The 25,739-nt window shown below is 65.1% G+C and carries 25 protein-coding genes; 12 read left to right on the top strand and 13 right to left on the bottom strand.

Annotation, left to right across the window (positions count from 1 at the left end; translation table 11 throughout):
* Nucleotides 1–17 precede the first annotated feature (17 nt).
* Nucleotides 18–566, bottom strand: coding sequence for a hypothetical protein (locus LDB05_RS06620; protein WP_226007135.1), 549 nt, complete (start codon nt 564–566; stop codon nt 18–20).
* Between the two features lie 132 nt (nt 567–698).
* Here LDB05_RS06620 and nucS point away from each other — a divergent pair, with 132 nt between their 5' ends.
* On the top strand, nt 699–1,442 hold the full coding sequence (gene nucS, locus LDB05_RS06615) for an endonuclease NucS (protein WP_226007134.1): 744 nt from the start codon (nt 699–701) through the stop codon (nt 1,440–1,442).
* 94 nt (nt 1,443–1,536) lie between these two features.
* Here the strand turns inward: nucS and LDB05_RS06610 are convergent, their stop codons facing one another.
* Complete coding sequence (locus LDB05_RS06610) at nt 1,537–1,680, bottom strand: hypothetical protein (protein ID WP_226007133.1); 144 nt, start codon at nt 1,678–1,680, stop codon at nt 1,537–1,539.
* A 105-nt stretch (nt 1,681–1,785) separates the two neighbouring features.
* Here LDB05_RS06610 and LDB05_RS06605 point away from each other — a divergent pair, with 105 nt between their 5' ends.
* On the top strand, nt 1,786–2,313 hold the full coding sequence (locus tag LDB05_RS06605; protein ID WP_226007132.1) for a GNAT family N-acetyltransferase: 528 nt from the start codon (nt 1,786–1,788) through the stop codon (nt 2,311–2,313).
* Between the two features lie 6 nt (nt 2,314–2,319).
* Here LDB05_RS06605 and mutS read toward each other — a convergent pair whose 3' ends face one another.
* On the bottom strand, nt 2,320–5,046 hold the full coding sequence (gene mutS / locus LDB05_RS06600) for a DNA mismatch repair protein MutS (RefSeq protein WP_226007131.1): 2,727 nt from the start codon (nt 5,044–5,046) through the stop codon (nt 2,320–2,322).
* A 139-nt stretch (nt 5,047–5,185) separates the two neighbouring features.
* On the opposite strand from mutS, the gene LDB05_RS06595 reads away from it, so the two are divergent.
* A complete protein-coding gene (locus LDB05_RS06595) occupies nt 5,186–6,547 on the top strand; it encodes a winged helix-turn-helix transcriptional regulator (protein WP_226007130.1) in 1,362 nt (453 codons plus the stop codon).
* Between the two features lie 42 nt (nt 6,548–6,589).
* On the opposite strand, the gene LDB05_RS06590 is transcribed toward LDB05_RS06595, so the two are convergent.
* Nucleotides 6,590–6,940: a CHY zinc finger protein gene (locus LDB05_RS06590; protein ID WP_226007129.1), complete on the bottom strand. Its 351-nt coding sequence runs from the start codon at nt 6,938–6,940 to the stop codon at nt 6,590–6,592.
* Between the two features lie 395 nt (nt 6,941–7,335).
* On the opposite strand from LDB05_RS06590, the gene LDB05_RS06585 reads away from it, so the two are divergent.
* Entirely contained in the window at nt 7,336–8,136 is an 801-nt protein-coding gene (locus LDB05_RS06585) for a hypothetical protein (protein ID WP_226007128.1), read from the top strand.
* A 143-nt stretch (nt 8,137–8,279) separates the two neighbouring features.
* Here LDB05_RS06585 and gvpO read toward each other — a convergent pair whose 3' ends face one another.
* From gvpO to gvpA, 3 genes are read right to left on the bottom strand one after another with little or no spacing between them, the layout of a single operon-like run.
* Entirely contained in the window at nt 8,280–8,813 is a 534-nt protein-coding gene (gvpO, locus tag LDB05_RS06580) for a gas vesicle protein GvpO, halophile-type (protein WP_226007127.1), read from the bottom strand.
* Between the two features lie 57 nt (nt 8,814–8,870).
* Complete coding sequence (gene gvpN, locus LDB05_RS06575) at nt 8,871–9,905, bottom strand: gas vesicle protein GvpN (protein ID WP_226007126.1); 1,035 nt, start codon at nt 9,903–9,905, stop codon at nt 8,871–8,873.
* A gap of 6 nt (nt 9,906–9,911) precedes the next feature.
* On the bottom strand, nt 9,912–10,199 hold the full coding sequence (gene gvpA, locus LDB05_RS06570) for a gas vesicle protein GvpA (protein WP_226007125.1): 288 nt from the start codon (nt 10,197–10,199) through the stop codon (nt 9,912–9,914).
* Nucleotides 10,200–10,498: 299 nt separating this feature from the next.
* On the opposite strand from gvpA, the gene LDB05_RS06565 reads away from it, so the two are divergent.
* The 8 genes from LDB05_RS06565 (at nt 10,499) to gvpM (ending at nt 15,257) form a co-directional block, all read left to right on the top strand.
* Entirely contained in the window at nt 10,499–11,119 is a 621-nt protein-coding gene (locus LDB05_RS06565; RefSeq protein ID WP_226007124.1) for a GvpL/GvpF family gas vesicle protein, read from the top strand.
* Between the two features lie 4 nt (nt 11,120–11,123).
* Nucleotides 11,124–11,378 carry a gas vesicle protein GvpF gene (gvpF, locus tag LDB05_RS06560; protein WP_226007123.1) on the top strand — a complete coding sequence of 85 codons (255 nt, stop codon included), beginning with the start codon at nt 11,124–11,126 and terminating at the stop codon, nt 11,376–11,378.
* Between the two features lies 1 nt (nt 11,379).
* Entirely contained in the window at nt 11,380–11,946 is a 567-nt protein-coding gene (locus tag LDB05_RS06555) for an Hsp20/alpha crystallin family protein (protein ID WP_226007122.1), read from the top strand.
* Nucleotides 11,943–13,001, top strand: a complete 1,059-nt coding sequence (locus tag LDB05_RS06550; RefSeq protein WP_226007121.1) for a hypothetical protein — start codon at nt 11,943–11,945, stop codon at nt 12,999–13,001. Before LDB05_RS06555 ends, LDB05_RS06550 begins: the two co-directional genes overlap by 4 nt.
* Before the next feature lie 81 nt (nt 13,002–13,082).
* Nucleotides 13,083–13,649 (top strand): gas vesicle protein GvpJ, encoded by a 567-nt coding sequence (gene gvpJ, locus LDB05_RS06545; RefSeq protein ID WP_425498592.1) that lies wholly within the window; start codon nt 13,083–13,085, stop codon nt 13,647–13,649.
* Nucleotides 13,646–13,990 carry a gas vesicle protein K gene (locus tag LDB05_RS06540; RefSeq protein WP_226007120.1) on the top strand — a complete coding sequence of 115 codons (345 nt, stop codon included), beginning with the start codon at nt 13,646–13,648 and terminating at the stop codon, nt 13,988–13,990. The genes gvpJ and LDB05_RS06540 overlap by 4 nt, the downstream gene beginning before the upstream one ends.
* On the top strand, nt 13,987–14,937 hold the full coding sequence (gvpL, locus tag LDB05_RS06535; protein ID WP_226007119.1) for a gas vesicle protein GvpL: 951 nt from the start codon (nt 13,987–13,989) through the stop codon (nt 14,935–14,937). The genes LDB05_RS06540 and gvpL overlap by 4 nt, the downstream gene beginning before the upstream one ends.
* A complete protein-coding gene (gene gvpM / locus LDB05_RS06530) occupies nt 14,934–15,257 on the top strand; it encodes a gas vesicle protein GvpM (RefSeq protein ID WP_226007118.1) in 324 nt (107 codons plus the stop codon). The genes gvpL and gvpM overlap by 4 nt, the downstream gene beginning before the upstream one ends.
* Nucleotides 15,258–15,363: 106 nt before the next feature.
* On the opposite strand, the gene LDB05_RS06525 is transcribed toward gvpM, so the two are convergent.
* From LDB05_RS06525 to LDB05_RS06500, 6 genes are all read right to left on the bottom strand, one after another.
* Nucleotides 15,364–15,579, bottom strand: coding sequence for a hypothetical protein (locus LDB05_RS06525; RefSeq protein WP_226007117.1), 216 nt, complete (start codon nt 15,577–15,579; stop codon nt 15,364–15,366).
* A gap of 344 nt (nt 15,580–15,923) precedes the next feature.
* Complete coding sequence (locus LDB05_RS06520; protein WP_226007116.1) at nt 15,924–16,961, bottom strand: Gfo/Idh/MocA family protein; 1,038 nt, start codon at nt 16,959–16,961, stop codon at nt 15,924–15,926.
* A 547-nt stretch (nt 16,962–17,508) separates the two neighbouring features.
* Nucleotides 17,509–18,570 (bottom strand): zinc-dependent alcohol dehydrogenase family protein, encoded by a 1,062-nt coding sequence (locus LDB05_RS06515; RefSeq protein ID WP_226007115.1) that lies wholly within the window; start codon nt 18,568–18,570, stop codon nt 17,509–17,511.
* Between the two features lie 485 nt (nt 18,571–19,055).
* On the bottom strand, nt 19,056–19,844 hold the full coding sequence (locus LDB05_RS06510; protein ID WP_226007114.1) for a HEAT repeat domain-containing protein: 789 nt from the start codon (nt 19,842–19,844) through the stop codon (nt 19,056–19,058).
* A 30-nt stretch (nt 19,845–19,874) separates the two neighbouring features.
* A complete protein-coding gene (locus tag LDB05_RS06505) occupies nt 19,875–21,014 on the bottom strand; it encodes a HEAT repeat domain-containing protein (protein WP_226007113.1) in 1,140 nt (379 codons plus the stop codon).
* Nucleotides 21,015–21,127: 113 nt separating this feature from the next.
* Nucleotides 21,128–25,468: a hypothetical protein gene (locus tag LDB05_RS06500; protein WP_226007112.1), complete on the bottom strand. Its 4,341-nt coding sequence runs from the start codon at nt 25,466–25,468 to the stop codon at nt 21,128–21,130.
* Nucleotides 25,469–25,739: the final 271 nt, after the last annotated feature.

Here is a 25,739-nt window from a genome sequence, read left to right as displayed (position 1 = left end):
ACGACGTCGCTCTCGAGCTAGCCGTCGGTCTCGTTCGTTTCGTTCGTTGTTTCGTTGTCCGCCGCTTGCTGTTGTTGCTCGAGGAGTGCGCGCTGTTGCTCGCGCCGTTGGGCTTGCTGTTGCTGCTGTTGGACGCGTTGCTCGTATTGATCGCCGGGATAAACCCCACCGACGGAGCCGTTCTGGAGTTCCGACAGGATCGCGTCGGCGGAGCCAGCGACGAGGAAGAGTCCGTACGCCGTTTCGGACTCCTCGATCGTGAACTCGCTGTCCGATACCGATCCCTCGAACGAGGTCGCCGCCGATTCGACCAGCTCGAGTCGCCGTTCTTGATACTCCAGCTGTCCCTCCTGCTGGCTGAGATCACCGCTCTCGATATCGGCCTCGATTTCCTCTCTGAGACTCGTTACCTCCTCTTCGTCCGCCGTGATCTGTACCGTCACCGGGTCCTCCGATCCGTCGGCGGACTGGTCCGTCGATCCGAACTGGGAACAACCGGCGAGCGACGCGGCGGCAGCGGTGCCGGTGAGCGCGAGGAAGCTCCGGCGGGTCGGAATATTCGACATTGTCTCTGAATCGAAGAAACGGACGAAAATATACCTTCTGCGTTGTCGCCACGCCGCGCGGCAGCGAGCGAACCGCAGCAGATTCACCCGACAGCGCGCACCTTTTGTCCATCCCCATCGTACCCCCAACCAGTGACGGATTCAGAAGGCAGCCAGCGAACGGAAACCCTCCAGGGACCGACGCCGGCGGCCGCCTGCGACCTGATCGCACGCGGACTCGACCGCGACGCGATCGTGACCGCCTACGGTCGTTGCACGGTCGACTACGACGGACGGGCCTCGAGCCGGCTCGAGGCGGGCCATCGGCACGTGATGCTCAAGCCCGACGGTGCGGCGCTGGTCCACTCCGACGAGGGCCAACAGCCGGTCAACTGGCAACCCCCGGGCTGTGACCACGAGGTCCTCCATGAGGACGGCACGGTCGTGCTCAAAAGCGTCCGTTCGACTCCGAACGAACGGCTCCGCGTTCGATTCGAGGACGTCCTGCAGGTCTCCGCGTTCTCGGGGTCCGACGAGAACGACCTCGCGCTCGTCGGAACCGAGGAGGACCTCCGCCAGCGGATCCTCGAGGAGCCCGACCTACTCGAACCGGGGTTCACGCCGCTGGCGACCGAACGGGAAACTCCCGCGGGAGCCGTCGACATCTACGGCGAGGACGCGGCCGACCGCGCGGTCGTCGTCGAACTGAAGCGGCGTCGAGTCGGCCCCGACGCGGTGAGCCAACTCCGCCGGTACGTCGACGCCCTCGAGCGCGACCTCCACGCCGACGCCGCGGTTCGCGGCGTCCTCGTTGCCCCTTCGGTAACCGATCGCGCGAACGGACTGCTGACGGAACACGGCCTCGAGTTCGTCTCGCTCGAGCCGCCGGCCGACTGACCGGCGTTTCTACCCAGTCGGCCAGCAATCGTCCTCCCGATCGCGGACGTTCGACGGGTCCAGCGACCAGTGTCGCCGAGCGAAGAAGGATCCGCTACCGTCGTACGGTGAAGATCGCGATTCCGACGAGCAGGAGGGCAACGCCCCACCACCACGACTTCCCCGGAAGATACGCCAGCAATAGCGTGACGATTCCCGAGGAAATGAGCGACCAGCCGATCGTCGTTCGATATGTCATACAACTATACCGCGGCCGAGACGGTTGTGCGTTGTGCCGGGTCTTGCAGCCCGAATATCAATCCGACCGGCACTACTTTTCGACGTGGGGAAAATATAATTGAACATGAGGGGCGGGCTATCGCTCCGTCGCTACCGGCAGGGAGACGGTTCACGCGTGCGAGAACTCCACGAGACTGCGATGCGAGACGTCGATGCCTATACCGAAGGCGTCGCGGACGACGACCTCGAGGCCGTCAGCGAGACCTACCTCGAGGGAGGCGGCGAGTTCCTCGTCGGAGAGATCGACGAGAGAATCGTCGCGATGGGCGCGTTTCGACCGATCGACGAGACGGACTCCCTCGACCGGGACGTTTCGGAGCGGTCGGGTTCGACGGTCGAATTGACTCGAGTGCGCGTCGACCCCGACCACCAGCGGTACGGCTACGGGCGACGGCTCTGTGCCGAACTCGAGGACCGCGCTCGGTCGCAGGGAGTCACGCACATCGTCCTCGATACTACGGCGAAACAGACGGCGGCGCGTCGACTCTACGAGTCGATGGGGTACGAGGAGACGCACCGCGGGCGGATCGAGGACTTCGGCGATCCGTTCACGCTGATCGTTTACGAAAAATCGCTCGTCGGCGACGAGTGACGGCCGTTACTCCTCGAGCAGCTGCTTCAGCCGATCGAGTTCCGTCAGCGCTTCGACTGGCGTGAGGTGGGCGAGATCGAGCGCGCGGAGTTCCGCGGCGACGTCGGCGGGAATGTCGCCGCCATCTGCTGTCGCAGTCCCAGTTGTCTCCGTGCCGTGAGTCGGAGTGGGACTCGAGTCGGTGTCGTGGCCCTGATCGTTCTCTCCGACGGACTCGAGTCCATCGTCGCCTGCGTCTACGACCAGTTCCCGCGAGCGCTCGACGACGGACTCGGGGACGCCGGCCGCGGTCGCGACCTCGACGCCGTAGGATCCCGTCGCCGCGCCGGGCGCGATCTCGTGGTGGAAGACGACCTCGTCGTCGTCCTGTTCGACCTGGAAGTGCAGGGTGAACGCGGCCGCGAGGTCGTCCGCGAGTTCGGTCAGCGGGTGGTGGTGGGTCGCGAACAGCGTCGTCGCGCCGACCTCGTCGTGGAGGTGTTCGGTGATCGCCTGCGCGATGGCCATCCCGTCGGCGGTCGACGTGCCTCGTCCCACCTCATCGAGCAGGACCAGCGAGTGCTCGTCGGCCTCCCGCAGAATGGTCGCGAGTTCGTCCATCTCGACCATGAACGTCGAGCGACCGCCCGCGATGTCGTCGCTGGCACCCACCCGGGTGAAAATCCGATCGACAGGGGTAATCCGGGCGGCGCTGGCGGGAACGAAACTCCCGACCTGTGCCAGCAAGACGATCTGGGCGACCTGTCGCATGTACGTCGACTTCCCCGACATGTTCGGCCCCGTGATCACCGCCAGCCGCCGATCGCTCGCGAAGCGGGCGTCGTTCGGGACGAAGGACTCCTGGGTGCGCTCGACGACGGGGTGGCGACCGCCCTCGATCTCGAGGGTCCGACTGCCGCCGCGCTCCCGTATCTCGGGTCGGCAGTAGTCGTACTGGGCGGCGGCCGTCGCCAGCGAGACGAGGGCGTCGAGGGTCGCGAGCGCCTCGGCGAGGCCTTGTACGCGTTCGACCTCCGCTGCGATGTCGCGACGCACGTCGCAGAAGAGTTCGTACTCGCGTTCGTCCGCGCGCTCTTCCGCGCCGACGATCTCGTCCTCGCGTTCCTTGAGCTCCGGCGTGACGAATCGCTCCGAATTCTTCAGGGTTTGGCGGCGCTGGTAGTCGTCGGGCACCGAGTCGAGGTTCGGGTTCGTCACCTCGATGTAGTAGCCGTGGACCGAGTTGTAATCGACCTTCAGCGAATCGATCCCGGTGCGCTCGGCTTCGCTCTCCTCGAGATCGTCGATCCACTGCTTGCCCTCTCGCGCGGTCCGGCGAAGCTCGTCTAAGTCCTCGTCGTACCCTTCCGCGATGATGTCCCCCTCGGTGATCTCGATGGGGGGATCGGAATCGATCGCGTCCTCGAGCAACTCGCGAACGTCCGTCAGCGGATCCAGATCGTCGTGGAGCCGCTGGAGTCGGTCGCAGTCGGCGTCGGCGAGTTCGTCTCGAACGTCGGGGACCACCGCGAGGGTGTCGCGGAGCGAGCGGAGATCTCGTGCGTTCGCCCGTTCTCGAGAAATGCGCCCGATCAGCCGCTCGAGATCGTAGACGTTCCGCAGGAGCTCGTGCAATCGTTCACGGGTCTGGACCGCACTCGTGAGCTCCTCGACGGCGTCCAGTCGCGCCTCGATCCGGTCGGGCTCGAGCAGCGGCCGCCGGAGCCAGTCGCGGAGTTTCCGGCCGCCCAGGGCGCTCGCCGTCTCGTCGAGGACGCCGACGAGCGTCGCCTCGTCCCGGCCGTGGACGGCCCGGGGTTCGAACAGCTCGAGGCTCCGCAGAGCGACGGCGTCAAGCAGGAGGTATTCGCGGGGATCGTACCGCGTGAGGTGGGTGAGATACTCGAGGCGGGAGTCGTCGCCCGAACTCGAAGCGGTGTCTTCGTCGGCATCCCTCGCGTCGCCGCGCTCGCCTTCGTGTGTGCCGCCGCGGACGTACTCCGCGTAGGAGAGCAACGCACCGCAGGCCCGAACTTCGGCGTCGCTCGCGAGCAGCGCGTCGGGGTTGCGGAAGTACGTCGAAAGCTTCTCTCCGGCCCGCTCGCGGTCGAACGCCCCTTCATCGTACGGTGTGACCATGCACTCTTCCGGGAGCACGTCGGCTGGCGCATCCGGCCCGACGACGGCCTCCGCGGGAGCAAACCGGCTCACCTCGTCCGCGATGGCCTCCCTCGAGGTCGAACTCGTCGCGAGGAAGTCCCCCGTCGAGACGTCGAGCAGGGCCAGGGCCAGTTCGTCGTCCGCGCCGGCCGTGCGCTCGCGAGCGAGGGCGGCCACGAAGTTGTTGTCGTCGCTCGCGAGCAGTTCGTCCTCGGTGAGCGTCCCCGGCGTTATCACGCGCGTGACGGCGCGTTCGACGACTCCGGTGGTCTCTCCGGGCTCTTCGACCTGATCCGCCACCGCGACCCGATACCCCGCCTCGAGCAGGTCCTCGATGTACGATTCGGCGTTGTCGATCGGGATCCCGGCCATCGGATACTCGCCGGTCGAGTCCTCGCGGCTGGTCAGGGCGATCTCGAGCAGGCGCGCGGTGCGTTCGGCCGCGCCGCAGAACGTCTCGTAGAAGTCCCCCACCTGAAAGAGGACGATCGCGTCGTCGTAGCGCGCACAGAGGTCGTGGTACTGCGCCATCATCGGCGTCAGCTCGTCGCGTTTCTCGGCCATCTGCTCGGGCGGGCCAAGCGCCGGGTCCATACCCGAATTCGGCCGCCCGATGCGGAAATACCTTGCTGGATCGGCCGCGATGGTCCCTCGGGTACCCGTCCGTCGAGCGACGTGACAGTCAGGAAACGGACAAAGCGTATTACGCTCGACCGCACATAATCGGCGTAGCATGCAATCGGAATCGTCGATCGCGACGCGCCTGCTCGCGTGTCTCGTCGTCGCGATGGTAGTCGGCGGCGCGGGTGCAGGTACCGCGGCCGGTGCCTCGAGTGCCGGGTCGGTACTGTCGAGTTCGACCGCGCTCTCGACGACCGATGTGGTCGACGGCTCGCTCGGTGAGACGACGGAGACGCTCGAGAACACCACCGAGACGACGACCGATACCGTCGAAGACACGACCAATACTACGACGGACTCCGTCGAGAATACCTCGGGGACGACGACCGATTCGGGCGAGGACACGACCGATAGTACGACCGACACCCTCGAGAACGAGACTGACATTTCTGACGGGTCCGGTGAGACAGGCGATGGGGTCGACGGCACCGTCGATACGACGACCGATACCGTCGACGGCACCGTCGATACGACGACCGATACCGTCGACGGCACCGTTGACAAAACGGGGGAAGCCGTCGACGAGACGACTGGCGGAACGAATGACGCCCTCGAGCGGACCGTCGACGAAGCGACGATCGATACTACTCTCGAGGCCGAGGCCGGTCTCGGAACGCGTGAATCGAGTCCGAACAGCTCGAGCGACGGAACGGCCACGGACGCGAACGGGAGCGCGGGCAGCGGTGGCGACGCCGACGGAGCGTCCGACGGCACCGAAACGGCGACGGACGCGATATTGGTCGGGATGCTGGGGGCGATCACCGCCTCCGGCGCGGCGGCCAGCGGTGCCGGTGCGACTGGGACGGCCGGCGGCGGGAGCGCCGCGACGGCCGGGTGGCTGCACGCCCTCCGCGAGACGCGACTACTCCGACGGGCCGGGACGGACCTCTGGAAGGTCCTGCCGCTGTTCAGGTACAGCCAGTACGACGATTCCGATCCGCTCGAGCACGACCGCCGCCGGTCGATCTACGAGACGATCGAGGCCGAGCCGGGCTCGTACCTCTCCCAACTCAGCGACGAGACCGGTGTCCCCCTCTCGACGGTCCGCCATCACGTCCGCATCCTCGAGGAAGAGGACCTGATAACCACGAGCAAGCACACCGGGAAGCGCCGCTACTTCCTCGACGGGGCCGACGCCGAACTGCAGGCCGCGCTCGCGGAACCGGCCAAACGCGACGTGCTCGAGGCGCTCGCGGAGCTCGGCCGGGCGCACAACGGTCGGCTCGCGGACGAACTCGAGCGCGATCCCAGCACGGTCTCACATCACCTCGCGGGGCTCGAGGACGACGACCTGGTCGTGCGAGAACGGGACGGCCGCTCGATCGTCAACGAACTCCCGGCGCGGGTTCAAGCGGCGCTCGGTGGCGATTCCCCGCCGACCGGCGACGCGGAACCGGCCCCCGCTGACGATTGACTGTTCTCGGTCGACGCTGTGCGACGGTTTCTCGGTCGGCCCTCACTCCCCGTTCGAATCCGCCGTCTCGAAGTACAACTCCGCGTGGTTCGCACAGCCGGGATTGAACGGGGCGTCACAGGCCGGGCAGCTGTAATCGGCCTCGAGGTAGCCGGGAACGGTGAGTTCGCTCCCACAGACGCCACAGAGGACGGACGGCTCGTCGAACCGCGCTCGAGGCCACGGGACGGCCTCGTGATCCGTGCGTTCCTCGTGACAGCGAAAACAGGGGAAAAACTCCTCGCAGCAGGCGAATCGGAACGCGACGACGTCGCGCTCGGTGGCGTAGTGAGCACACCGTGTTTCCGGACCGACGTCGACGCCGTGGACGGGGTAGCCACCGATATATTGCACAAGTGGATCGACGGCTGGCGGGTGCTTTGGTTTTGGGATTGGACAGTATTGATCGTGGGCTCGGACCGACTGCTAGAGTGTGTAAATCCCACGGATCATAGATACCTGACCTTCAAATTCAATCCAGAAGAAATTCCACAATATTGAACGACTATTCGGACAAACGTGACGATCGGTAGTTCTACCAATCAACACACAAAGCATTTAATCATATGCTCCACCACAGTAATATGAATCGCAGGTCCTTCATTTCGTGTATTTCTACAGGGGGTATCTGTGCAGTGGCCGGCTGCACTAGTAGCGGCTGTAGTGGCACTCGTGTCGAGTTTCACTCGGTCAATGCAGCGGCGATTGCATCGCGGGCAGCATCGGATCTCGACAGGACGCCGACGATGATGGCTGACCTGGCCATCCGATCGACCACGGGGGACGACCCAGTAGTCGAAACGCTCCACCGCGGGCCGCTCAGTTGGCTCACGTACCTCGAGCGGAATGGCCGGTTCTACAAGATTGCCGAAGAGGTAGTCGACAAAGGACTGGTTTCCGGCCCGAAGTACGAACTCTCTCGTGATAGCGAGACGGAATCGATCTCGCCCGATGATGCGATATCGTTCGCCGATTTACCACGTCACGATCGATGGCGAGTCAACGAAGCGGCCGACCTCGCCATCGAGCACCTCGACGGGATGCGGTTTTCGATACCGTTCGTCGCCGGCTATCTCGACTCCGACGCCCAAGACGAATCGGTCCTCGCTGCAGGCGTAGAGGCGTCCGCTATCCGGGCTGACAGCGGTGTCGCGGAACTTGATCATGTCGGTGCGGGAGAAGGTACTGCAAAACGGTTTCGCTACACCGCTGAAACCGTCTTCGAGGACGCCGACGCGTTCGCCGACTACGTTCTCGAACGACGCGGATCGACGTCGTTCGAACCGAGCGACGATGTTCGGATGCTCCTCGATGAAGCGAAGGAGACCGACGGCCACGTGATGGTCTGCGATGACGATACCAGCGAGGAAGAAGACGAAGAAGCAGCCGAGCGACGGCGGGAGGCGGCAAGTGAACTCGAAACGATGCTCGCCTCGCTTGAGGCGGAGTCCGAGCGTAACGATGACGTTACGTCCGAACAGGTGGAGTACGTTCTATACGAGGGTAGCTGGCACCGAATTGACGTCACCAGTTCCTATCGAGGTGTCTGAGCCACGGGAAGACTCTGTCAGGCTCGACGCACTGAGCGATCGGCCGGTACGAACCCGCGACGAGATAGGACGACCACAGCAGTGAACGACACGACGGCGTTTCCGCTCGAGCGCCCTCGGAGACGGACTATAGCGCTCGATCGTTACTCGAACTGGGCGGTGTCACCGCGCCGGTAGCGGTCGACGCGGCGGTAGCCGTGGACGGTGGCGTCGGTGTCGAGTTCGATCTCGTAGCGGCCGATGATGTCCTGGGTGTCGGGGACGGCTCGGCGTTCGACGACCTCGACGACGGATCGCCAGCCGTCGTCGGTCGGCGAGATTTCGCTGACGCCGTCGAACTCGTGGCCGATGAGCTGGCTGGCCGTCGACTGGACCGTCTGACGGACCGCGAGGACGCCCGCGATTTCCTCTCGATCGGTATCGATGTCGACGTCGACCTCGTCGGGATCGGTCATCTCCTCGGCGGTCATGCTGACGGTTCCCCGGGATTGGGGCTCCTCGACGTCGCCGGACTCGGCCTGTTCGTCCTCTTGCGTTGTCTGGCTGTCGCTCACTGTTGGATCACTCTCGTCGTGTTGGTAGCAGAACCCGTCGTCCCGAGACGGTCGCGAGCAGCGCTCGCCGTCCGCGGTGAGTGCCTTGCACTGCTCCCGTGATTGCGTGTCGGCTTCGGCCATTTGTCTGGGTTCGGGTCGGTGAGTCGTGTGGGTCGATTCGATCGCCTCGCTGGCGGGTCAGATCGTCTCCGCAATCCGTGATCGCAGGTCGTCGACGTCGCCGTCGTCCTCGCCGGTGACCTTCGGTGCGAGTACGTCCGTGAAGACGTTCGTCAGCGTCTCGTCGTCGAACGCACCGCCCTCACCGTTCTCGTCGTGCCCGTCGAAGACGGCGGCTCCCTTCGCGGCCGTGATCGCCGCGCGGGTCCCGACCACGATATCGAGTTCGTCTCGGAGCGCTCGCGTCGTCTGGACGATGGACGCGATGTCATCTTCGGAGAGGTCGACGTGTGCACCGACGATTTCGCGTTCGGTTTCCTCGTCGTAGTAGTCCACGCGGACGCCGATGAACCGATCGAGCAGCGCGTCCTGTTGCTCGTGGACGCCGGCGTACTCGGCGTCGTTCGACGTGAGGATCGCCCGGAACTCGGGATGGACGTCGATCGTCCGGTCGTCGCCGCGCTTGCCGGGCCGCTCCAGGACGCCCTCCTCGAAGACCGAGAGCAGGACGTTGTGAGCGGCGGGATCGCTGCGCGAGAACTCGTTGTAGACGAGCGTCGCGCCCTCTCGAACCGCTACGGACAGCGGGTTATCCACCCAGCGCTCGCGGACGATCTGGGTTTTCTTGTCGACGCCGCTGACGTACCGGTCGTGTTCCTCATACCGTTCGCCGCCCGCGTGGGAGCCGACGAGCGCCGCGGTGTCGACCGCCTCGTCGCCGTTGAGCCAGACGACCGGTCGGCCGCGTTCGGCCGCGGCCGACAGCGCGAGCGCCGTCTTCCCACAGCCCGTCGGCCCGATCAGGTGGACCGGCTGGTCCGCCTCGAGCCAGCCGTTGATCCGGTCGCGTAGCGACCGGACCGCGTCGGTCTCGACGAACGGGTCTGGAACGACGTCCTCGGGCTCGGAGAGGGGGCTGTCGCCGTTTCGTTCACCGGCGCTCGATGCCTTGCGCGCGAGCGCTTTCTTCGCTTTGCGACCCTCCTTCTGCTCGCGACTGGCCCTGATCTTCGTGCCGCGGACCTTTCGCTTGCGCGACGTGTCGTCGGCCATGTGAGGTTACTCCGTCGCCGATTTCGGCGACGATTCCGGACGGGGCTCGACCTCGAGCTCCTCGAGCTCCTCGAGATCGCCCTCCGCCGTGGCCTGCTCAATTTTCGCGATCTCCTCCGCGTAGTGCAGGAAGGTGTCGACCGAGGCGACCACGACGCGGGCTTCGATCGTCAGCAGCTCGATCCCAACGACCGAGATTCGCGCCCAGACGTCGATGACGACGCCCTTGTCGAGGACGCGGTCCAATACTTCCGCGAGGCTCGAGGAGTCGGGTCTTCGTTGTGGTTGTGCCATGTACCCGGAGTTGACCGGCCGTTCGTAACACGCCTTGGACTGCTACTGCAAGCCGATCGGGTCGTTGCGGCCGTCGGAACCGGCCTCAGCGACCGTAGCGCGTTACAGGTTGTGGCCCAGCCCTACGGGCTGCGACTGCAAGCACTACGGTAACCCGCCGCCGGGACGAATTACCCCTGACGATACTCGAGTGCTCGGTACCGCGGTACTCTCGGTCGCGAGGAGCACTGCTATCGCAGCTACATGTCACCCAGTCGCCCCATCAACGAACGTCATGCCCGACCAGCGAGTGATTCACGATGAGTAACCGGTACGTCTACGGCGTCGTCGAGTCCCAGACCGTCGAGTTCGAGACGGAGGCGGTCGCCGGTGCCGACCGCGTCTACACGATTTCGCATCGCCGACTCGGTGCCGTCGTCTCCGACATCGACACCACCGATCCCGAAGAAACCGACGAGGACGCCCAGATTCACGACGACGTGCTTCGCGAGATCATGGACTACGACGGCGGGACGACCGTCGTCCCCATGCAGTTCGGCATGGCCTTCGAGAGCGACCGGGCACTGAAGAACGTCCTTCGCGGGGCGCGGCCGGCGTTCAGGCGCGCGATGAACGATATCGAGGGAAAGCTCGAACTCGGTCTCAAACTCGTTCGCGAGAGCGACGCCGATGTCGACCGCGAAGCGATCGAGGCCGACGTCGCGGATCGCCTCGAACCACTCGCGGCACAGTCCGTCGAAAACGACCTGTTCAGCGATCGGCTCGTACTCAACCGGTCGTATCTCGTCGACAAAGACGAGCGCGACGCGTTCGACGAAGCGATCGCCCACCTCGAAGACGACCACGAGGAGCTCATGGTCCAGTATACGGGGCCGTTCGCACCCTACAGCTTCGTCGACGTGAAAATCGGAGCCCAGTGAGACCATGTTCATCATCGACGACCTCCTGTTCCGGCCGTTCGTCGGCATCATCGACGCCCTCCACACCATCGCGCTCGACGAACTCTACGACGTGGAGGCCCTCGAGGACGAGCGCAAGGAGAACCAGCTGCTGTACGAACTCGGCGAGCGCTCCGAGGAGGAGTATCGGCGCCGGAAAGAAGAACTCGAAGCGGAGCTCGAGACCGCACGGGAGGTACACGAACAGCTCTCGAGCGGGCGCGTGGAGGTGAAACGATAACATGAGCGGACCACATTCCGACGACGACCGCGACGAATCGGCCGACGATCGTCCTCCCGAGGACGATCACTGGCTCTCGAGCCTGCTGTCCGCGCTGCAATCGCTCGACAGGGGTTCGACGTCGACCTCGGGTCGAAAACGGAGCGATCGAACCGTCTTCGATTACGACATTTCGATCCGATCGGGTGACGATCTCTCGGCGGGGGACTCGCCGTTCGACAGCACTCACATCGACGACCGGCCCAGAGATCGATCGCTGGATCGGAACAGCGATCGGCCGCGGAAGCGCCGCATCCGCCCCTCGAGCGACCACACCGTCTCGACCCGGACCTACGACGATGAATTCGTCGTCTCCGCGGACGTCGCCGGCGCCGATCCGGACGACGTCACGGTCGGGTTCGACGATTCGATGCTCGTCATCGTCGTCGAAGGGCGCGAACTCGACCGCATCGAGGTCCCGTGGCGCGAGACGGAGTCCAGAGCGATGATCAAGAACGGCGTGCTGACCGTTCAGATCAGGCCCGAACCGTCGGACGAGACCACTGACGAGACGGAGGTGGACTCATGAGTGACGCCGAGTCGGCGGACACGTTCGACGCGCTGCTCGAGGAAGCCGAAGCGAGCCTCGAGCGACTCGAGGGGACTCTCGAGGACGCCGACGGGATCGACGAACTCGAGGGCGACACCGTCGAGAGGGTAATCGGCGACGTCGACACCCTCGTCCGTGTGGCCGAAGAGACCGTCGAGCTGCTCAACGAGCTGGATCTCAGCGAACTGCCCGACGCGGTCGACGGGGAGGAACTCCTGAACGCGATCGAAGTCGGCGAGATCCCCGACGCGATGGCGAACGACGACGAGGACCTCTCCGACGTCGTCGACTTCACGGCAGTGTTCGACGCGATCGACCTGCTGAACGCCTGGAACGCCACGGATCTGAGCGATATCTGGCGGGAGAAGGGCGAACTGGACGACGCCCTCGACGATCTCGAGGACGGCGACGGCGCCGGGATGGTCGAAGACGCGGCGTCGGACGTCGTGAACGGCGACGAGGAGGGTGACGGACTGCTCGGGGGCGACGAGGACGACGTGCTCGGTACGGGGATGGACGCAGGCTCCGCGGCGAAGCAGGCGCTGGGCGATATCGACGTCGCGAAGGACCCCGAGGCGTATCAGGTCGCCATTCAGCAACAGGCGATGCGGGGGATCGACGCCTTCCGGACGGCGCTGCTCGAGACCCACGAGAAATTCGAGCAACTCTACGAGTACAACCGCGAGAAGATGCGTACCACGGATACGAGTACGAACTCACGGAACCCGACGGCGGCGTCGACGATCCCGACCGACCGACGCGATCTGGGCGGCGGTGCCCGCTACTCGACGGTCCCTCGGGACGTCAAACTCTCGACGGCGCCCAGCCGAAAGCGGATCTACGGCCGGCGATTCGAACTCGAGCGGGAACGACAGCGGCGAAACAACGAGACCGCGACAGCGGAGGACCGACAGCGGCGAAACAACGAGACCGCGACAGCGGAGGACCGACAGCGGCGAAACAACGAGACCGCGACAGCGGAGGACCGACAGCGGCGAAACAACGAGACCGCGACAGCGGAGGAACACCAATGACTGACCCACCACTGCAGCGACCGACCGGCTGTGCGGCCCGACCGACCGATCTGTGGCCGTCCCTCGTCGGAGGTGATCGCGATGGTCGATGACTTCCAGCCGAGCCGCCAGAAGACCGACCTCGCCGAGGTCGTCGAGATGCTCCTGGACAAGGGGATCGTCATCAACGCCGACATCGCCGTCTCGATCGGCGACACGCAACTGCTCGGCGTCCAGGTCCGCGCCGCGATCGCCTCCTTCGAGACCGCGGCGAAGTACGGCCTCGAGTTCCCCGAGGGGACGGACATGCGGCGAGTCGCGGAAGCGGTCGGCGACCCCGAAATCGCGGAGATGGACCGACCGAACCCAGTGATCGATCCGACCAGAGGTGTCAACGTCACGGCGGACGAGGAAGACGCGAGCGACGAGGCGACCGCCGAGGAAAGCGCCGAGTCGGGGGAGAGCAAGCTTGCCGTCGGCGAGGAGGAACGCGTGAGCGAACACCTCGGAGCTAGGCCGAACCCCCAGCGGCCGACCAGCGGCGGGACCGACCTGCTCAGCGATGACTCGGACGACGACGCGAACGAGGCCGAGACGGAATCGCCCGACGAGGAATCGAACGCCGAGCCGGACGACGCCGACGCGGAAGCGGAGGGTGACGAGTCGTGACCGCGATCGACGTCGGCGACGGCGAGGACGCACGGGACGGGCTGATGACGCTGATCGTTACCGTCGTCGAGATCCTGATCGAAGCGCTCGAGCGGGAGGCCGTCCGGCGCATGGAGTCGGGAAATCTCACTGACGAAGAGGTCGAGCGCCTCGGGGAGCAACTCGCGACGATCGAGGCCGAGATCGAACGGCTCAAAACGGACGAGGGGATCGAAAACGGCGTCGACGACCTTCGAGGCGACCTCGACGGGCTGGTCAACGACGCGATCGAAGGGCTTCACGGCGAGCCGACGGCCGCCCGCAAACCCGGGTATTCCGTGTTCGGGGGTGACGAGGAATGAGCGACGGCGACTCCGATACTCCCACCGAACGTCTCGAGGAAATCGAGGAGCAAGCGACCGCTGAACCGGCGGACGCACCGCCGATCGACGAGGGGCGCTACCTCTACTGTATCGTCCGCGCCGACGAGGACGCGACACTCGAGACGACCGGCGTCGACGGCGAAGCGGTTTCGGTCGTCGTCGAGGACGGTATCGGTGCAGTCGTCCACGCCTGTGACGGGATCTACGACTCGGCGGACCTCGCACAGATCAGGCGCTGGCTCGTCCGCCACCAGACGGTCGTCGACGAGGCGGGACAGTCCTTCGGCACGCCGATCCCGTTCCAGTTCGATACGATCCTCCGCGGAGACGACGACCGGGTCAGGGAGTGGCTCCGCGAGGAGTCGGACACCCTCGAGCGCGCCCTCTCCGGACTCGCGGGCCACTGGGAGTACCGCGTCGAGATCGTCGAAGTCGATCCGATCAGCGACGCGGCGCTGATCGAACGCGACGAGCGCCTGCGCGAGCTCGACGAGCAGATCGGTGACTCCGGGGACGGGACCGCGTTCCTGCTCGAAAAGAAGTTCGACCAGCGACTGGCGGAACTCCGGGCCGCGCGACGGGAGTCGCTGACCGCGTCTCTCGAGGAGCGGTTGGCCACCGAGGCGCGGGAAGTCCACGCCCTGGAACGATCACCGAGCGCAACATTCTCAGACGACGTGGCCGGAAGCGGGTCGGGAAGTGACGGGTCCGACTCAGACGCCGGCGAGACCCTCTCCCGGCTCACCCTGCTGGCTCACGAGGACGACGAGGGAGCGATCGGGTCGATACTCGACGACGTGGCCGCGAACGAGGGACTCGAGGTCAGGTTCACCGGCCCGTGGCCACCGTACACGTTCGCGCCGGAACTGGGCGGTGAGAGCGACGGAAACGCAGCCGCCGCGAACGATGCGAATCCGCACCCATGAGACCGAGAAAGGACGACGAGTCGTTCGTCGACGTGCTCGACGTGCTGCTCAGGGACGGCGCGATCCTCCGGGCGGACGTGATCGTCTCGGTCGCAGACATCCCGCTGGTGGGAATCAAACTCACGGCGGCGATCGCGGGCATGGAGACGATGAACGAGTACGGCCTCTTCGAAGAATGGGACACCAATCGGCGACTCGCGGGGATCAGCCGGCGTCAGAACGACGACCGCGAGCGGAACGAGGAGTTCGACGAACTGACCGAACTCGGCGTCGGCAGTACTCACGACGGTGTCGAAGAGCGAGACGAACCGGAGGAATGACGGGGAAATCGAGGGGACCAGAGAGAGACCGCGCAGCGCGAATCACACCTGTCTTCGATCCGGAAGAGCGAACGGGCCGGTCGTGCCCCCGAACGGAGGCCGGCTGTCAGGCGTACTTCGGGCGTTCCGTCGTCTGTTCGACGTCGCCCGTGATGGTCTCCTCGTCGCTATCGTCGTCGTAGACGTATTGGCCGGTCGACCCACAGAGGGTACACTCGTAGGTCTCGGAGATTTCGTTGATCATCTCGCCGTCCTCGAAGTAGACGCGGCTCTGCGTGATCTGCAGGAACTGGGCGGTCTCGCAGTTAGTGCAGGTGATCATACCCGTTCGATACCCGCCACCGGTTGTAGTTATCCGGCTTGTAACCGAAAGGGACGAGTGACTATCGGGCTCTTACCGTGGTCTTGGTCAATGAGAGTGACTGTTTGGGCCCCGCCGACTATCCACGATCGATCACACCGGACAGACCGCGAGTAATCACTGTATAATCAGGAGGAAGCACCGACCTGTCCTCCCGTCGTCGGCCCGTTGATTTCCCCGACGAAAAACCGTATTTCCTCTCGAATCGAGCCAGTATATAACAGTTTATCGAAATATTTTACGAGCGGACGCCGTCCCGATAGCAACTCGGAGAGTCGCGCGGTCGTTCGGTATCGTATCCCAGCTCACTCCCGTTCCGCGAAGTCGGCGTTGAGGCCGTCAATAGCGACCCGCTCGCCCGACAGCGCCGCTTCGTACGCCGCCTCGGTCAGTGCCGTCACTCGGAGTGCGTCTCGAGCCGTCGCCGGTGGCTCGGTTCCCCCCTCGACGCTCTCGAGGAAGGCATCGGCGCGGGACTGCTCGCCGCGGGGATCGACGTAGGGAACGTACTCTCCGGCATCGGCATGGATCTCGCGGACGTCCCGCGGTCCCCACTGCGTTCCCTCGAGGTAGACCGCGCCGTCGTCGTCCCAGAGGTGGAGGTGCTCGCGGACCGACGGGCCGTCGCCGTGGAAAGAGAACGTTCCGGTCGCGCCGTTCGCGAACGCCACGTCGAGGTGGGCGCGGCTATCGACGCGGTTCTCGTCGTCGTGGAAGTCCATGCTCGCAGCGACGGACACCGGCTCGAGGCCGGTCGTCCAGAGCACGCCGTCGAGGACGTGACTCCCGGTATCGTACAGGAATCCCCCGCCCGACAGCTCCGGGTCGAGTCGCCAGGTCCCCCGCGAGTCGTCGATCCAGTCTTGCGTGATCGAGGCGGTTACCCACCTCGGATCGTGGTCGGTAAACCGCTCGCGAGCCGTCCGAAAGGCCGTCTGCAAGTGTCGCTGGTAGCCGACCATGACGGTCAGATCGCTCCGTTCGGCTCGCGCCGTGAGGTCGCGAGCCCGATCGAGGTCCGTCGTCAACGGCTTGTCACAGTAGACGTGGCAGCCTCGCTCGAGGGCGGCGACGACCTGCTCGTAGTGCAGGGTATGGGGCGTTCCGACGAGGACGGCGTCGATACCCCCGTCCTCGAGCATCGACGGATACTCGGCGTAGCGCCGGTCGTCGGGGACGTCGAATTCGTCCCCGATAGACTCGAGCCGATCCGCGTCGAGATCGCATATCGCCCCGACGGTCGCGTCCGAGTGGCGGTGGAACTGACCGCCGACAGTGGTTCCGATGTATCCCAGGCCGACGATACCGATCCGAATCGGGCGTGGCGGAGCGCCATCTGGCATACGCCTTCGAACGACGTCCAGCGCCATCCTTCTGGAGGCGTCGCAGGCAAGCACCGCGCCGCCAAGAACCCGAATCGCTTCAGTTCGCGGCTTTCTATTCTGGTTCCGGATCGAGAAGACGGGACCGTCCGTCACGGCTGGAATCCCGCTAGTACGGTCGCGAATATAGACACCGATTATCGGCTCCAAAGTGCCAGCAATCGCTTCGTAACATCGGGCTACGAGCGGAGTATACGCCACCTGCGGGCGGTTCGCGGACGCTACCGGTGTCCAAGCGCCCGCATAACAATGGCCGACACACGCATCGTCCGACGTGCGGGGAGAAAACCCCGCCGGGTACGCGCTCGGCCCATCCGACGCGCTGACCAGCCGATTGCGTGCGTTCATGCCCGGATCGCTCGACGTGGACTCGCCCCCGCTTCGAGTACGCTCATGTCTCTCACGCCCGGGGCGGTTCCCGCCCCGCCCGGGGTTCGTAACCCAGTTCGTATAGCGGCCGGTGACTCCCGTCGCCGAACCGATCGTCGATCGGTCCGACCGTCACTGCTTAGAACTCCGTGATGACCGGAATGCCGACCGTCTCGTAGTCGTCCATCGAGGCCAGCGTCTCCGGTGCCTCCTCGAGCGAGAGCGTCTCGCCGATGATCTTGCTCGGCTCGAGGGTGCCCTGTGCGATCAGGTTGAACAGTTCCTCGTAGCGGACCAGCGGCATCCCGAAGGAGCCGTGGAAGTCGATCTCCTGCATCGTCATGACGTCGACGGGGAGTTCGATCTGGCCCTGTTCCTCGCCGGTCGTGAGACCGACCTGGACGTGGCTCCCGCGGGTTCCGAGGCTGTTGACCGAGTTCTGGCAGGTTTCCGCGATGCCCAGCGCGTCGATCGAGACGTCGGCACCGTCGCCGGTGATCGACTGCACTTCCTGCGGCGCGCTGTCGACCTCGGTGCTGTTGATCGTCTCGACCGCGCCGAGTTCCTCGGCTCGCTCGAGTTTGCTGTCGAGCACGTCGATCGCGATCGGGTGCGCGCCCAGTGCCTGCGCGATATGGATCGCCGAGAGGCCGACGCCGCCACAGCCGTGAACGGCAACCCAGTCGCCGGGTCGGAGGTTGGCCCGGTCGGCCAGCGCGTGATAGGCCGTCATGAACCGGCAGCCGAGGCCGGCCATTTCCGCGAAGTCGACCTCGTCGGGGAGTTTGACGCAGTTGAAATCGGCCTCGCGAACGGGGAACGCCTCCGCGAACGCGCCCGGTGCGTACTCCGATAGCCCGAGAGGCAGCACCGTCTCGCAGTTGTTTGCGCGGCCTTCGCGACAGTGAGAACAGCTTCCGTCACCGAGGTGGAACGGCACCGCTACGCGGTCTCCTTCCTCGAGCGTCTCGACGTCGCTGCCGACCGCCGACACGACGCCGGCGGGCTCGTGGCCGAGAACCTGTCCCTCGGGGACGCCGGCACCGATCCAGCTCCAGTCGCCCTGCCAGGCGTGCCAGTCGCTTCGGCAGATCCCACACGCCTCGGTTTCGACGATGACCTGGTCCGGCTTCGGCTCCGGATAGTCGACGTCTTTGACCGCAAGCGGTTCACCATGTTCCTCGAGTACGGCTGCTCGCATGGATTATAGGTTGAGTCAGCGACTATAAAAGAGTAGGCGGTATGTGATCATTCATAATAAATCCGTAGCGGGTTTCGTATCGTTGTCTCGGATTCCAGTACCCGCGATACACCGGTGTTCACCCCGAACGCTTCGGACCTCGTGATCCAGTCGCGAAAACGAACCGTCGGTGTATCCTGCGACGGAACTATCGCGGTGGGAGAACGTTCCACCAGTCAGACGTACCTCAGCGCGGGGATTCGCCACCCGGGGTAGACCCCAGCAACTATCTCCGCTCAGCGGTGCAGTTCCGTGGAAAGCCGCGCCGTCGGCCAACACCGGATCGCAAGCGGTGCGAAGCGTCTCCTCACTCACACGGTTCGCTACGAGCGAGCTTCCGGAGCGGTGGTTGTCGTCGGTCGACGAACGCGACGAACTGACTCCCCTCGCATCGCGACTCCGAACGCAGTGACGACGTGACTTTTTGAGACCGGGACACCGCGGATTCACTCACGCAGCAAGTCGGCGGCGGCATCGATGTGGCCCCGGAGTTCCGAACTGGGAAGCGGGACTACGTCGGGGTGGGACGCCTTGATGGACTGCAACCCCTCGGCGATCGACGCTCGTACGTACAGATATTCGTCGTCGCGCTCGAGACGCGAACAAAGCGCGTCGGTAGCAAGGGGAGCGAACTCACGGTGGGCAGCGCCGACCGCTCCGAGCGCGTTGGCTGCCGACGAACGTACCTCCGGATCGACATCGCGGAGGCCGGCCTGGAGATCGTCGAGGACGAGCGACGCCGTCTCCGGATCCTCGACGCCGGTCTTCCCGAGCGCTTCGAGCGCCGCCGATCGGACGTCGCGATCGTCGTCGTTCACGAGCGGCCGGATATCGTCCCCGACCTGCGCCGCCACGTTCGAATCGGCTGTTGCGATCGTTCCCAGCGCTTCGGCGGCTGCCGCTCGCCCGTGCTGTCGGTCGTCGGCGGTAAGCGTCCGCAGATCGTCGACGACGAGTGACGCCACGTCGAGATCGGCGGCCCCGATCTTTCCGAGCGCGACGGCGGCCGATTCCCGATTCAGGTAGTCGCCGTCGGCGAGCAACTCGTGAAGGTCCGCGACGGCGGGCTCCACGATGTCGGGACGGGCAGCACCGATCTCACCGAGCGCCTCGGCGGCGTTCGAAGCGAGACCGGCCTCGGCGAGGGAGTCCCGAATGTCGTCCACGACGGGCTCGAGGGCGTCCGGCTGGCTCGTACCGATTCGCCCGTACGCCTCGATGATCGACCCCCGCATACCGAACTCAAAACCGTCGAGAAGCCGGTTTCATTTCTCGGCGCGATCGAACCATTCGTGTACCGCCTCGACGACACGTGGGGCGACCGTGGCATCCGCAGCTGCGAGCTTGCCAAGTGCGCGCACGGCCGAGAGTTGGACGTGCTCGTCTTCGTCTGCGAGCAACGCCAGTAGATCCTCGACGTTCGATCGGACTTCAGTAGGGCGCTCGGTGGCGACGGAGCCGAGGATGTCGACGGCGGCTTCGCGAACGAGTCGGGACTCGTCGTCGAGATGATCCCTGACACGGGGCAGTTCCGGAACGACTGCGTCGGGATCGTCGATCGCGAGATTTCTGAGTGAATTGAGCGCTGCGCCGCGCACGAGATCGGTATGATGCTCTCCGGAGTCTTCCTCGGCAAGCAAAAGCAAGTCGTCGATCACGAGCGAGCGTTCGTCGGGATATGCGACCGGGATCGTGGCGAGCGAGCTTGCAGCCCTGATCCGAACCTGGAACGCCTCGGCAGCGAGCGTGTCCCGCAAGTTCTCGACGACCGGACGGACGATATCGGGCCGGACCAACGCGATCGGCGTGAGCGGTCCAGGGAGCGCGCTCGCATCCACACTCTCGTCCCTGGTGATCGCGAGCAGGTCGTCGCCGGCTGACGCGATCGCTTCCGGGTACGTATCCGAGAGCCTCCCCAGCATACCGATGGCCTCGCTCTGTAGCCCGGCGTCGTCGTGGTCGAGGTACTCGATGATCTCGTCCACGTGCGGGCGAACCAGTTCGGGCGTTACATCGGCGAGTTTGCCGAGGACGGACCAGGCGGCTTCCCGCCGGTACTCGTCGTCGGCGTCCAGGTGTTCTCTGAGAAAGTCGACAGTGATATCGAGCGCGTCAGGATCGACCAGTGAGAGCCACGTGAGGATGTCGGCGGCGATCTCCCACACTCGTTTGGTTTCGTGAACGAAGTAGGGGTGAAGCCCCTCGGCGACTCGCCGTACGCCGTCCGGACTTTCTTTGGCGATTTCGCCCAGTGCCTCGTCGGCGTCCGTGCGCGCATTGTAGTCGGTGAGCAACTCACACCACGCGTCGATGTCGGCGTCGGTTGCCGTGGCGGGATCGACGGTTTCTCGAAGGTAGTCGACTCGTTGTGCTGGATCGTCGGGTGCGTTCGTGTGATCGGTCATGATGTGTCGTGAATTCGATCCCGTATTCGGTTACGTATCGCTCGATTCAGGCAGCCATCGAAGACGCGTGTCGGCGATACACCACGCTGCATGCGTTTCTCATCTGCATTCGTTCACCGATCCTCCGATTCCGGCGAGTTACTGCCGAGCCCGCGGTCAGTATTCGAGGTCGACTCGCCATCGGAAACGGGTTTGCCGTCACCGCCATTGTCGAACAGGTCGTTTGCGAGGGACTCGTGGCCCGTTTTTCGGAGGCCGTGGTCGATGCGGATCACGAAATCGCCGGGATTCCTGACGGTGGCCGACGAGAGCGTGTCGGCGGCCTGCGAAACCGTTCGTTCCAGGGCGTCATCGTCCGGGAGCAGGTCCGCGTCGTCTGCGGCCTCGATCGACTCGCTCACGGCATCGATACACGCTTCGATCCGGGTCCGGGGGCCGTGGCTCTTCGCTCCCTCCACGACCACGTCGGCGTACGTCTCTTCCAGGAACGCCGCCGGCTCGTTCACGCACGGTCCCCTCGTGAATTCACGGAGTTCCGCATCGAGGCGTCTGCGCCACTCGTCGGCCTCGTCCTGAGCTGCTTCGAAGATGGCCCGAACGTACACGTCGGCGACGAACTCGGCCGGCTGCTCCGGCGCTTCTCTCGTCGCGGTCGCTTCGATCTCGGTACTCACGAGATCGAACCACGCTGTCGTCTCCGTGACGTCGGAATGCGTGCGACCGACCCTCACGAGCGCGTCGGCATAGATCCGCTCGAAGACCGCTGCTCGCTCGAGGCCGATCCACTCGAGGGAGAAGCCGTCGTCGAGGACGGCCAGCACCTCGGTCACCCCGAACCGGACCTCCTCGGGTGGAGCGTCGGCGGCGAGAGCGAGTGCCCCGCCGAAGACCGAGGCCACGTACACGACAGGATGTGGTGGATTATCCGGCGCTTTCGCCGTCATCGTGATCTCGGACAGGACCGCTTCGAGCAGGCGTTCGTGCGTCCGTTCACCGACGTCCGTCCGCATCAACACCGCCGCGAGAATCTCGGCATCAGTCGACGCGAACGCGTCGAACCACGCCGGATTCCGCGGCCCGTCGATGGACTCGCGACTGGTCCGCAACGACTCCACGAGCACCGTGACCCACTCCTGGGTCCGACTCGACTCACCATCCGCAGCCCACGTGGCGGCTGCACCGCCGTAGACGTCCGCGAGGAATCCCACCGGGTCATCCACCACTTCGTTCGACGTCGCTCGCGATTCGATCACTGCCGTCAGCCCAGCGTACCAGGTACGTTCCCCGCGAGGTGTCGCGCCGTCGTCCGAATCGTACCAGTGCTCGGACTCCGGATCGAAGCCACGGACGTGCGTAGACAGTGCCCCACGGTAGACGTCGGTGAGATACTGCGTCGCCTCGTCCGCCTGCTCCCCCGCCTCGTCGGAAAGCGCCGTCGTTTCGTCGGTGGCAGCGTCGGCTGTGTGCCCTCTGGTGACGGACGGGTCGTACAGTTCCATCCAGTCCTCGAAGCCGAGTGAGTCCGCGAACGCGATCGTGTCCTGGCCGTAGGGACGGCTACTGGCTGCGGTCGGGTACTCGAGTTCGATCTGGCCGAAGTTGGCGAATGCCTCCGCGTGAAGTGCCGCTCGGGCGTCTCGCTCGTTCTCGAACCCGTCCCAGGCGGCGATAGCGTCGACGAGCCGGTGACACTCCGCGAAGAACCGTTCTGCTCGGTCCAGCTCGCCTGACTGGACGACGATCCGAACGGCCTGGCCGTACACGTCGAGGGCGTACGCCTCGGATTCGTCGCCGAGGTACGGCGATGTCGCGGTTTGGCAAACGCTCCGGCCAGCGGCCTCGAGGAAGGAACTGAACGCTTCGTCCGGACAACCGTGCTCGAACACCCACAGACCGAGCCCCGCGATGTAGAGCTCCGAGAGCAGTAACCGCCGATTGTCCGCTCCGGTGACGTCCTGAACTGCGTCCCTGGCCCGCGACTCGATATCCTCGATCCAGGCCGCCCGCTCCTCGGGCGACCCGTCGACGCTCGCGACGGCCCCGAGCATCGACGCGAAACTCTTCCCGAGGACGGCCGCCGTGTGGTACTCGTGCGGTGCCAGCGCGTACTGGCGGACGCGGGAGACGATGGTGGAGATGCCGCCGTTGGCCGCCCTCGGATCGTCGGCGCGGCGTGCGATTCGACCGACTGCGCCCCCGTAGACGTAGTAGAGCGGGAATCCCCAGCCGTCGTCGATGACCATCGCGTGGAGGGCTTCGTCGACACACCCGATCGCGCCGTGGCTCACGGTCGACCCGTCCGGCGGCTGTGCGAGCCTCGCCAGCGCGCCCGCGAAGGCGGTGGCAAACGGTTCCAGATCGCCACCGACGGATTCTCGACCGGCGAACGGAGCGGCGGTTTCGTTCGTGACTTCGAGAACGCCGCGCGCGACCGCGTGGACCCACTCGTCAGTCCTCGGGTTCGCTCGTGCGACGGCTGCGATCGCGGTCTCGTATACGTCGCCCCGGTACAGGAGGGACTCGTCCGAGTCGGCGGTTCGATTTCGCCCGACGTCGGCAACGAGGTCGTCGATGAACGAGAGCCACCGCTCGGCCGCGGCCGGCCCGTGCGTCGTCGAAATGACGTCGACGGTTTCGGCGACGACGGTTCCGACGAACTCGCCGTCCAGGGCGTGATCCGGAACACCCGCGATCGCTGCCAGCGTGCTCTGATCCGTGACCGGCTCGACGTCGACGGTCCGACGAGACGGCGACTGGACCTCGTTCCAGCCGATCGCATCGAGCAGGTCGCGAGCGACGGTCGCCGGGTTTCGGTCGATATCGACGGTCGGATCGGCCAGCGAAAATTCGACGCGGTCGGTCCAGGCCGTCAATTCCTCACAGCCCGCCCGCTCGGCGACGTCCTCGAGCCGCTCGCGGTTGGTGTCGTCACAGATGAGCACCGCACCCGCACAACTCCCGTCGTCGATCCACTCTGGGAGCGCTCGAACGCCGTCGTCGCCGTTGATGGCCGCAGGTTCGGCACCGTACGTCGCGACGACGACCGCGTTCCGCGTCGCCTCGATCCCCGTCCGGATGTGGTCGGGACGCGTGAGATCGGGAAGTGTGACGGTCGTTCCCCAGTCTGCGAGTTCCGAGGCGAGGGACGCGGCCAGCTGTCGCTTCCCGCTCGCTCTGGGACCGGAGACGACGACCAGTCCCCCGTCGAGCGCCTCGAGGAGTTCGTCGCCGTCGACGAGCGATCTCCAGTCCGGATTCGTCTCGTCGTCGGTGCCCTCGAGCTCCCGAATCGGATCCGGAAGGTCACGCTCGACTGCGGCATCGTGCAACGCTTGCGGGCCGTCCCAGTGCCAGGATCCGACGAGTGGCGACGAGCCGTACTCCTTGGGTCCGTTCGACATCGTTTCGAGCGCCGGGGCCACCGACTGGAGTGCGTCCATCGCCTCACCTATCACGTCACGTGCCGCGTCGAGGACTGATTCCTCGTCGGCGTCGTCTGCGAGCCGGTCGCGGATCAGTGCTCGCGCCGGTTCGGCGGCGAACACGCGGAGGTGATCGATCGTTCCGGGCGGGAGATCCAGGGCGATTTCCAGTACCTCCGCAGTTGTGGGGGGTGTCCGATACCGAACGAGGGACTCGGGCCAGTCTGCGTCGTCTGCTACTCCGACGGCGACGAGCGCGACCGCGGCGAGGACCGCTGGCGATCGTTCGTTAGGGGTTCGACTCGGGAGGCCACCGCTCGGGACCAATCGCGAGATGACGTCCGCAAATGTCTCGCTGAACGGCCCGACCGAGACGTCACGGTCTCCGAACGCTCGCCTGACGTCGCCGGGCAGCAGCACTTCCGAGCTATCATTTTTTGAGAGGGAGAGAAACGCTGCCGGCGTGACTGTCGCGTCGTACCATCCCAGGCTCGCTTGAAGCTCCGGAGTGTCGAAATAGTATGGCGGGTACCTGGCCCACTCCAGCACAGCCCTTCGCTCGTCGTCTTGTAGTCCTCCTGAACTCCGTTTATTGAGACGCTGTCGAACCCTGTCGATTGCGGCTGTGGCACCAGTCGGCGGCGTTCGGACCAACAAAATGGTGTCGACCGTCTCGATGAATCTCTCGGAGACCCCGTGGTCACTCCGACAGAGCCAGTCGAAACTCCGTGGACGGGTGACGATCACTGCACCTCCCGATCTGGTAAACAGCGATTTATCGCCGTACTCGTACGTATAGGCTGCCAGCGTTCTGTCGTCGAGGTCGAACACCGCGGATACGAAGTCCTCGACGATCACGAGTTCCTGATCGTCGACGGCGGTGATCTCGGGCAACTGTTCGACGGACTGACCCAGCGATTGCAGGTGCCGTGGCGTTCCGATACCGGGTGCACCGAGAACGAGGGTCACCCCACCCGACTCGACGGCGTCTGCCAGTTCGTCTGGTCTGATTTCCCGAATATGAACTGTCATGTACTCACTCCAACCAACTCCGTCGACGAACGAATCCGAGAGAGCGACAACGGCGGTTGACTAAGTTCGAATATATCTGCTCTTAATATAATGGTTTCTACCGCGAGTGGCACCCGTTAGGGTCGGACGGACGCTCCCGGTCGGTACTGTCGGTGCGCATCGGGGGTCAGCGAAGATGACCGCCGTGCAGGTCCATCGGGATTCGCCGGTACAGTCTCCCTCGGTGTTGTCGTGATGCCCGGCAATTCGACACCCCATTCCACCGTCGTTA

It is taken from the genome of Natrinema salinisoli (assembly GCF_020405205.1).
In the GTDB taxonomy this organism is placed as follows: domain Archaea; phylum Halobacteriota; class Halobacteria; order Halobacteriales; family Natrialbaceae; genus Natrinema; species Natrinema salinisoli.
The sequence above is the reverse complement of the archived record's forward strand: the minus strand, read 5'-3'. Positions and strand labels throughout refer to the sequence as shown.

Bases quoted from the DNA above. Each gene is read 5' to 3' on its own strand.
- LDB05_RS06515 (WP_226007115.1), bottom strand. From the start codon at position 18,570: ATGCGAGCAGCCGTACTCGAGGAACATGGTGAACCGCTTGCGGTCAAA.
- gvpO (WP_226007127.1), bottom strand. From the start codon at position 8,813: ATGGCCGAAGCCGACACGCAATCACGGGAGCAGTGCAAGGCACTCACC.
- LDB05_RS06550 (WP_226007121.1), top strand. From the start codon at position 11,943: ATGAGTGACGCCGAGTCGGCGGACACGTTCGACGCGCTGCTCGAGGAA.
- LDB05_RS06595 (WP_226007130.1), top strand. From the start codon at position 5,186: ATGCAATCGGAATCGTCGATCGCGACGCGCCTGCTCGCGTGTCTCGTC.
- gvpN (WP_226007126.1), bottom strand. From the start codon at position 9,905: ATGGCCGACGACACGTCGCGCAAGCGAAAGGTCCGCGGCACGAAGATC.
- LDB05_RS06555 (WP_226007122.1), top strand. From the start codon at position 11,380: ATGAGCGGACCACATTCCGACGACGACCGCGACGAATCGGCCGACGAT.
- LDB05_RS06620 (WP_226007135.1), bottom strand. From the start codon at position 566: ATGTCGAATATTCCGACCCGCCGGAGCTTCCTCGCGCTCACCGGCACC.
- mutS (WP_226007131.1), bottom strand. From the start codon at position 5,046: ATGGACCCGGCGCTTGGCCCGCCCGAGCAGATGGCCGAGAAACGCGAC.
- LDB05_RS06505 (WP_226007113.1), bottom strand. From the start codon at position 21,014: ATGACCGATCACACGAACGCACCCGACGATCCAGCACAACGAGTCGAC.
- gvpF (WP_226007123.1), top strand. From the start codon at position 11,124: ATGTTCATCATCGACGACCTCCTGTTCCGGCCGTTCGTCGGCATCATC.
- LDB05_RS06510 (WP_226007114.1), bottom strand. From the start codon at position 19,844: ATGCGGGGGTCGATCATCGAGGCGTACGGGCGAATCGGTACGAGCCAG.
- gvpM (WP_226007118.1), top strand. From the start codon at position 14,934: ATGAGACCGAGAAAGGACGACGAGTCGTTCGTCGACGTGCTCGACGTG.
- gvpJ (WP_425498592.1), top strand. From the start codon at position 13,083: ATGGTCGATGACTTCCAGCCGAGCCGCCAGAAGACCGACCTCGCCGAG.
- gvpA (WP_226007125.1), bottom strand. From the start codon at position 10,199: ATGGCACAACCACAACGAAGACCCGACTCCTCGAGCCTCGCGGAAGTA.
- LDB05_RS06565 (WP_226007124.1), top strand. From the start codon at position 10,499: ATGAGTAACCGGTACGTCTACGGCGTCGTCGAGTCCCAGACCGTCGAG.
- LDB05_RS06520 (WP_226007116.1), bottom strand. From the start codon at position 16,961: ATGCCAGATGGCGCTCCGCCACGCCCGATTCGGATCGGTATCGTCGGC.
- LDB05_RS06610 (WP_226007133.1), bottom strand. From the start codon at position 1,680: ATGACATATCGAACGACGATCGGCTGGTCGCTCATTTCCTCGGGAATC.
- gvpL (WP_226007119.1), top strand. From the start codon at position 13,987: ATGAGCGACGGCGACTCCGATACTCCCACCGAACGTCTCGAGGAAATC.
- LDB05_RS06605 (WP_226007132.1), top strand. From the start codon at position 1,786: ATGAGGGGCGGGCTATCGCTCCGTCGCTACCGGCAGGGAGACGGTTCA.
- LDB05_RS06585 (WP_226007128.1), top strand. From the start codon at position 7,336: ATGGCTGACCTGGCCATCCGATCGACCACGGGGGACGACCCAGTAGTC.
- LDB05_RS06525 (WP_226007117.1), bottom strand. From the start codon at position 15,579: ATGATCACCTGCACTAACTGCGAGACCGCCCAGTTCCTGCAGATCACG.
- LDB05_RS06500 (WP_226007112.1), bottom strand. From the start codon at position 25,468: ATGACAGTTCATATTCGGGAAATCAGACCAGACGAACTGGCAGACGCC.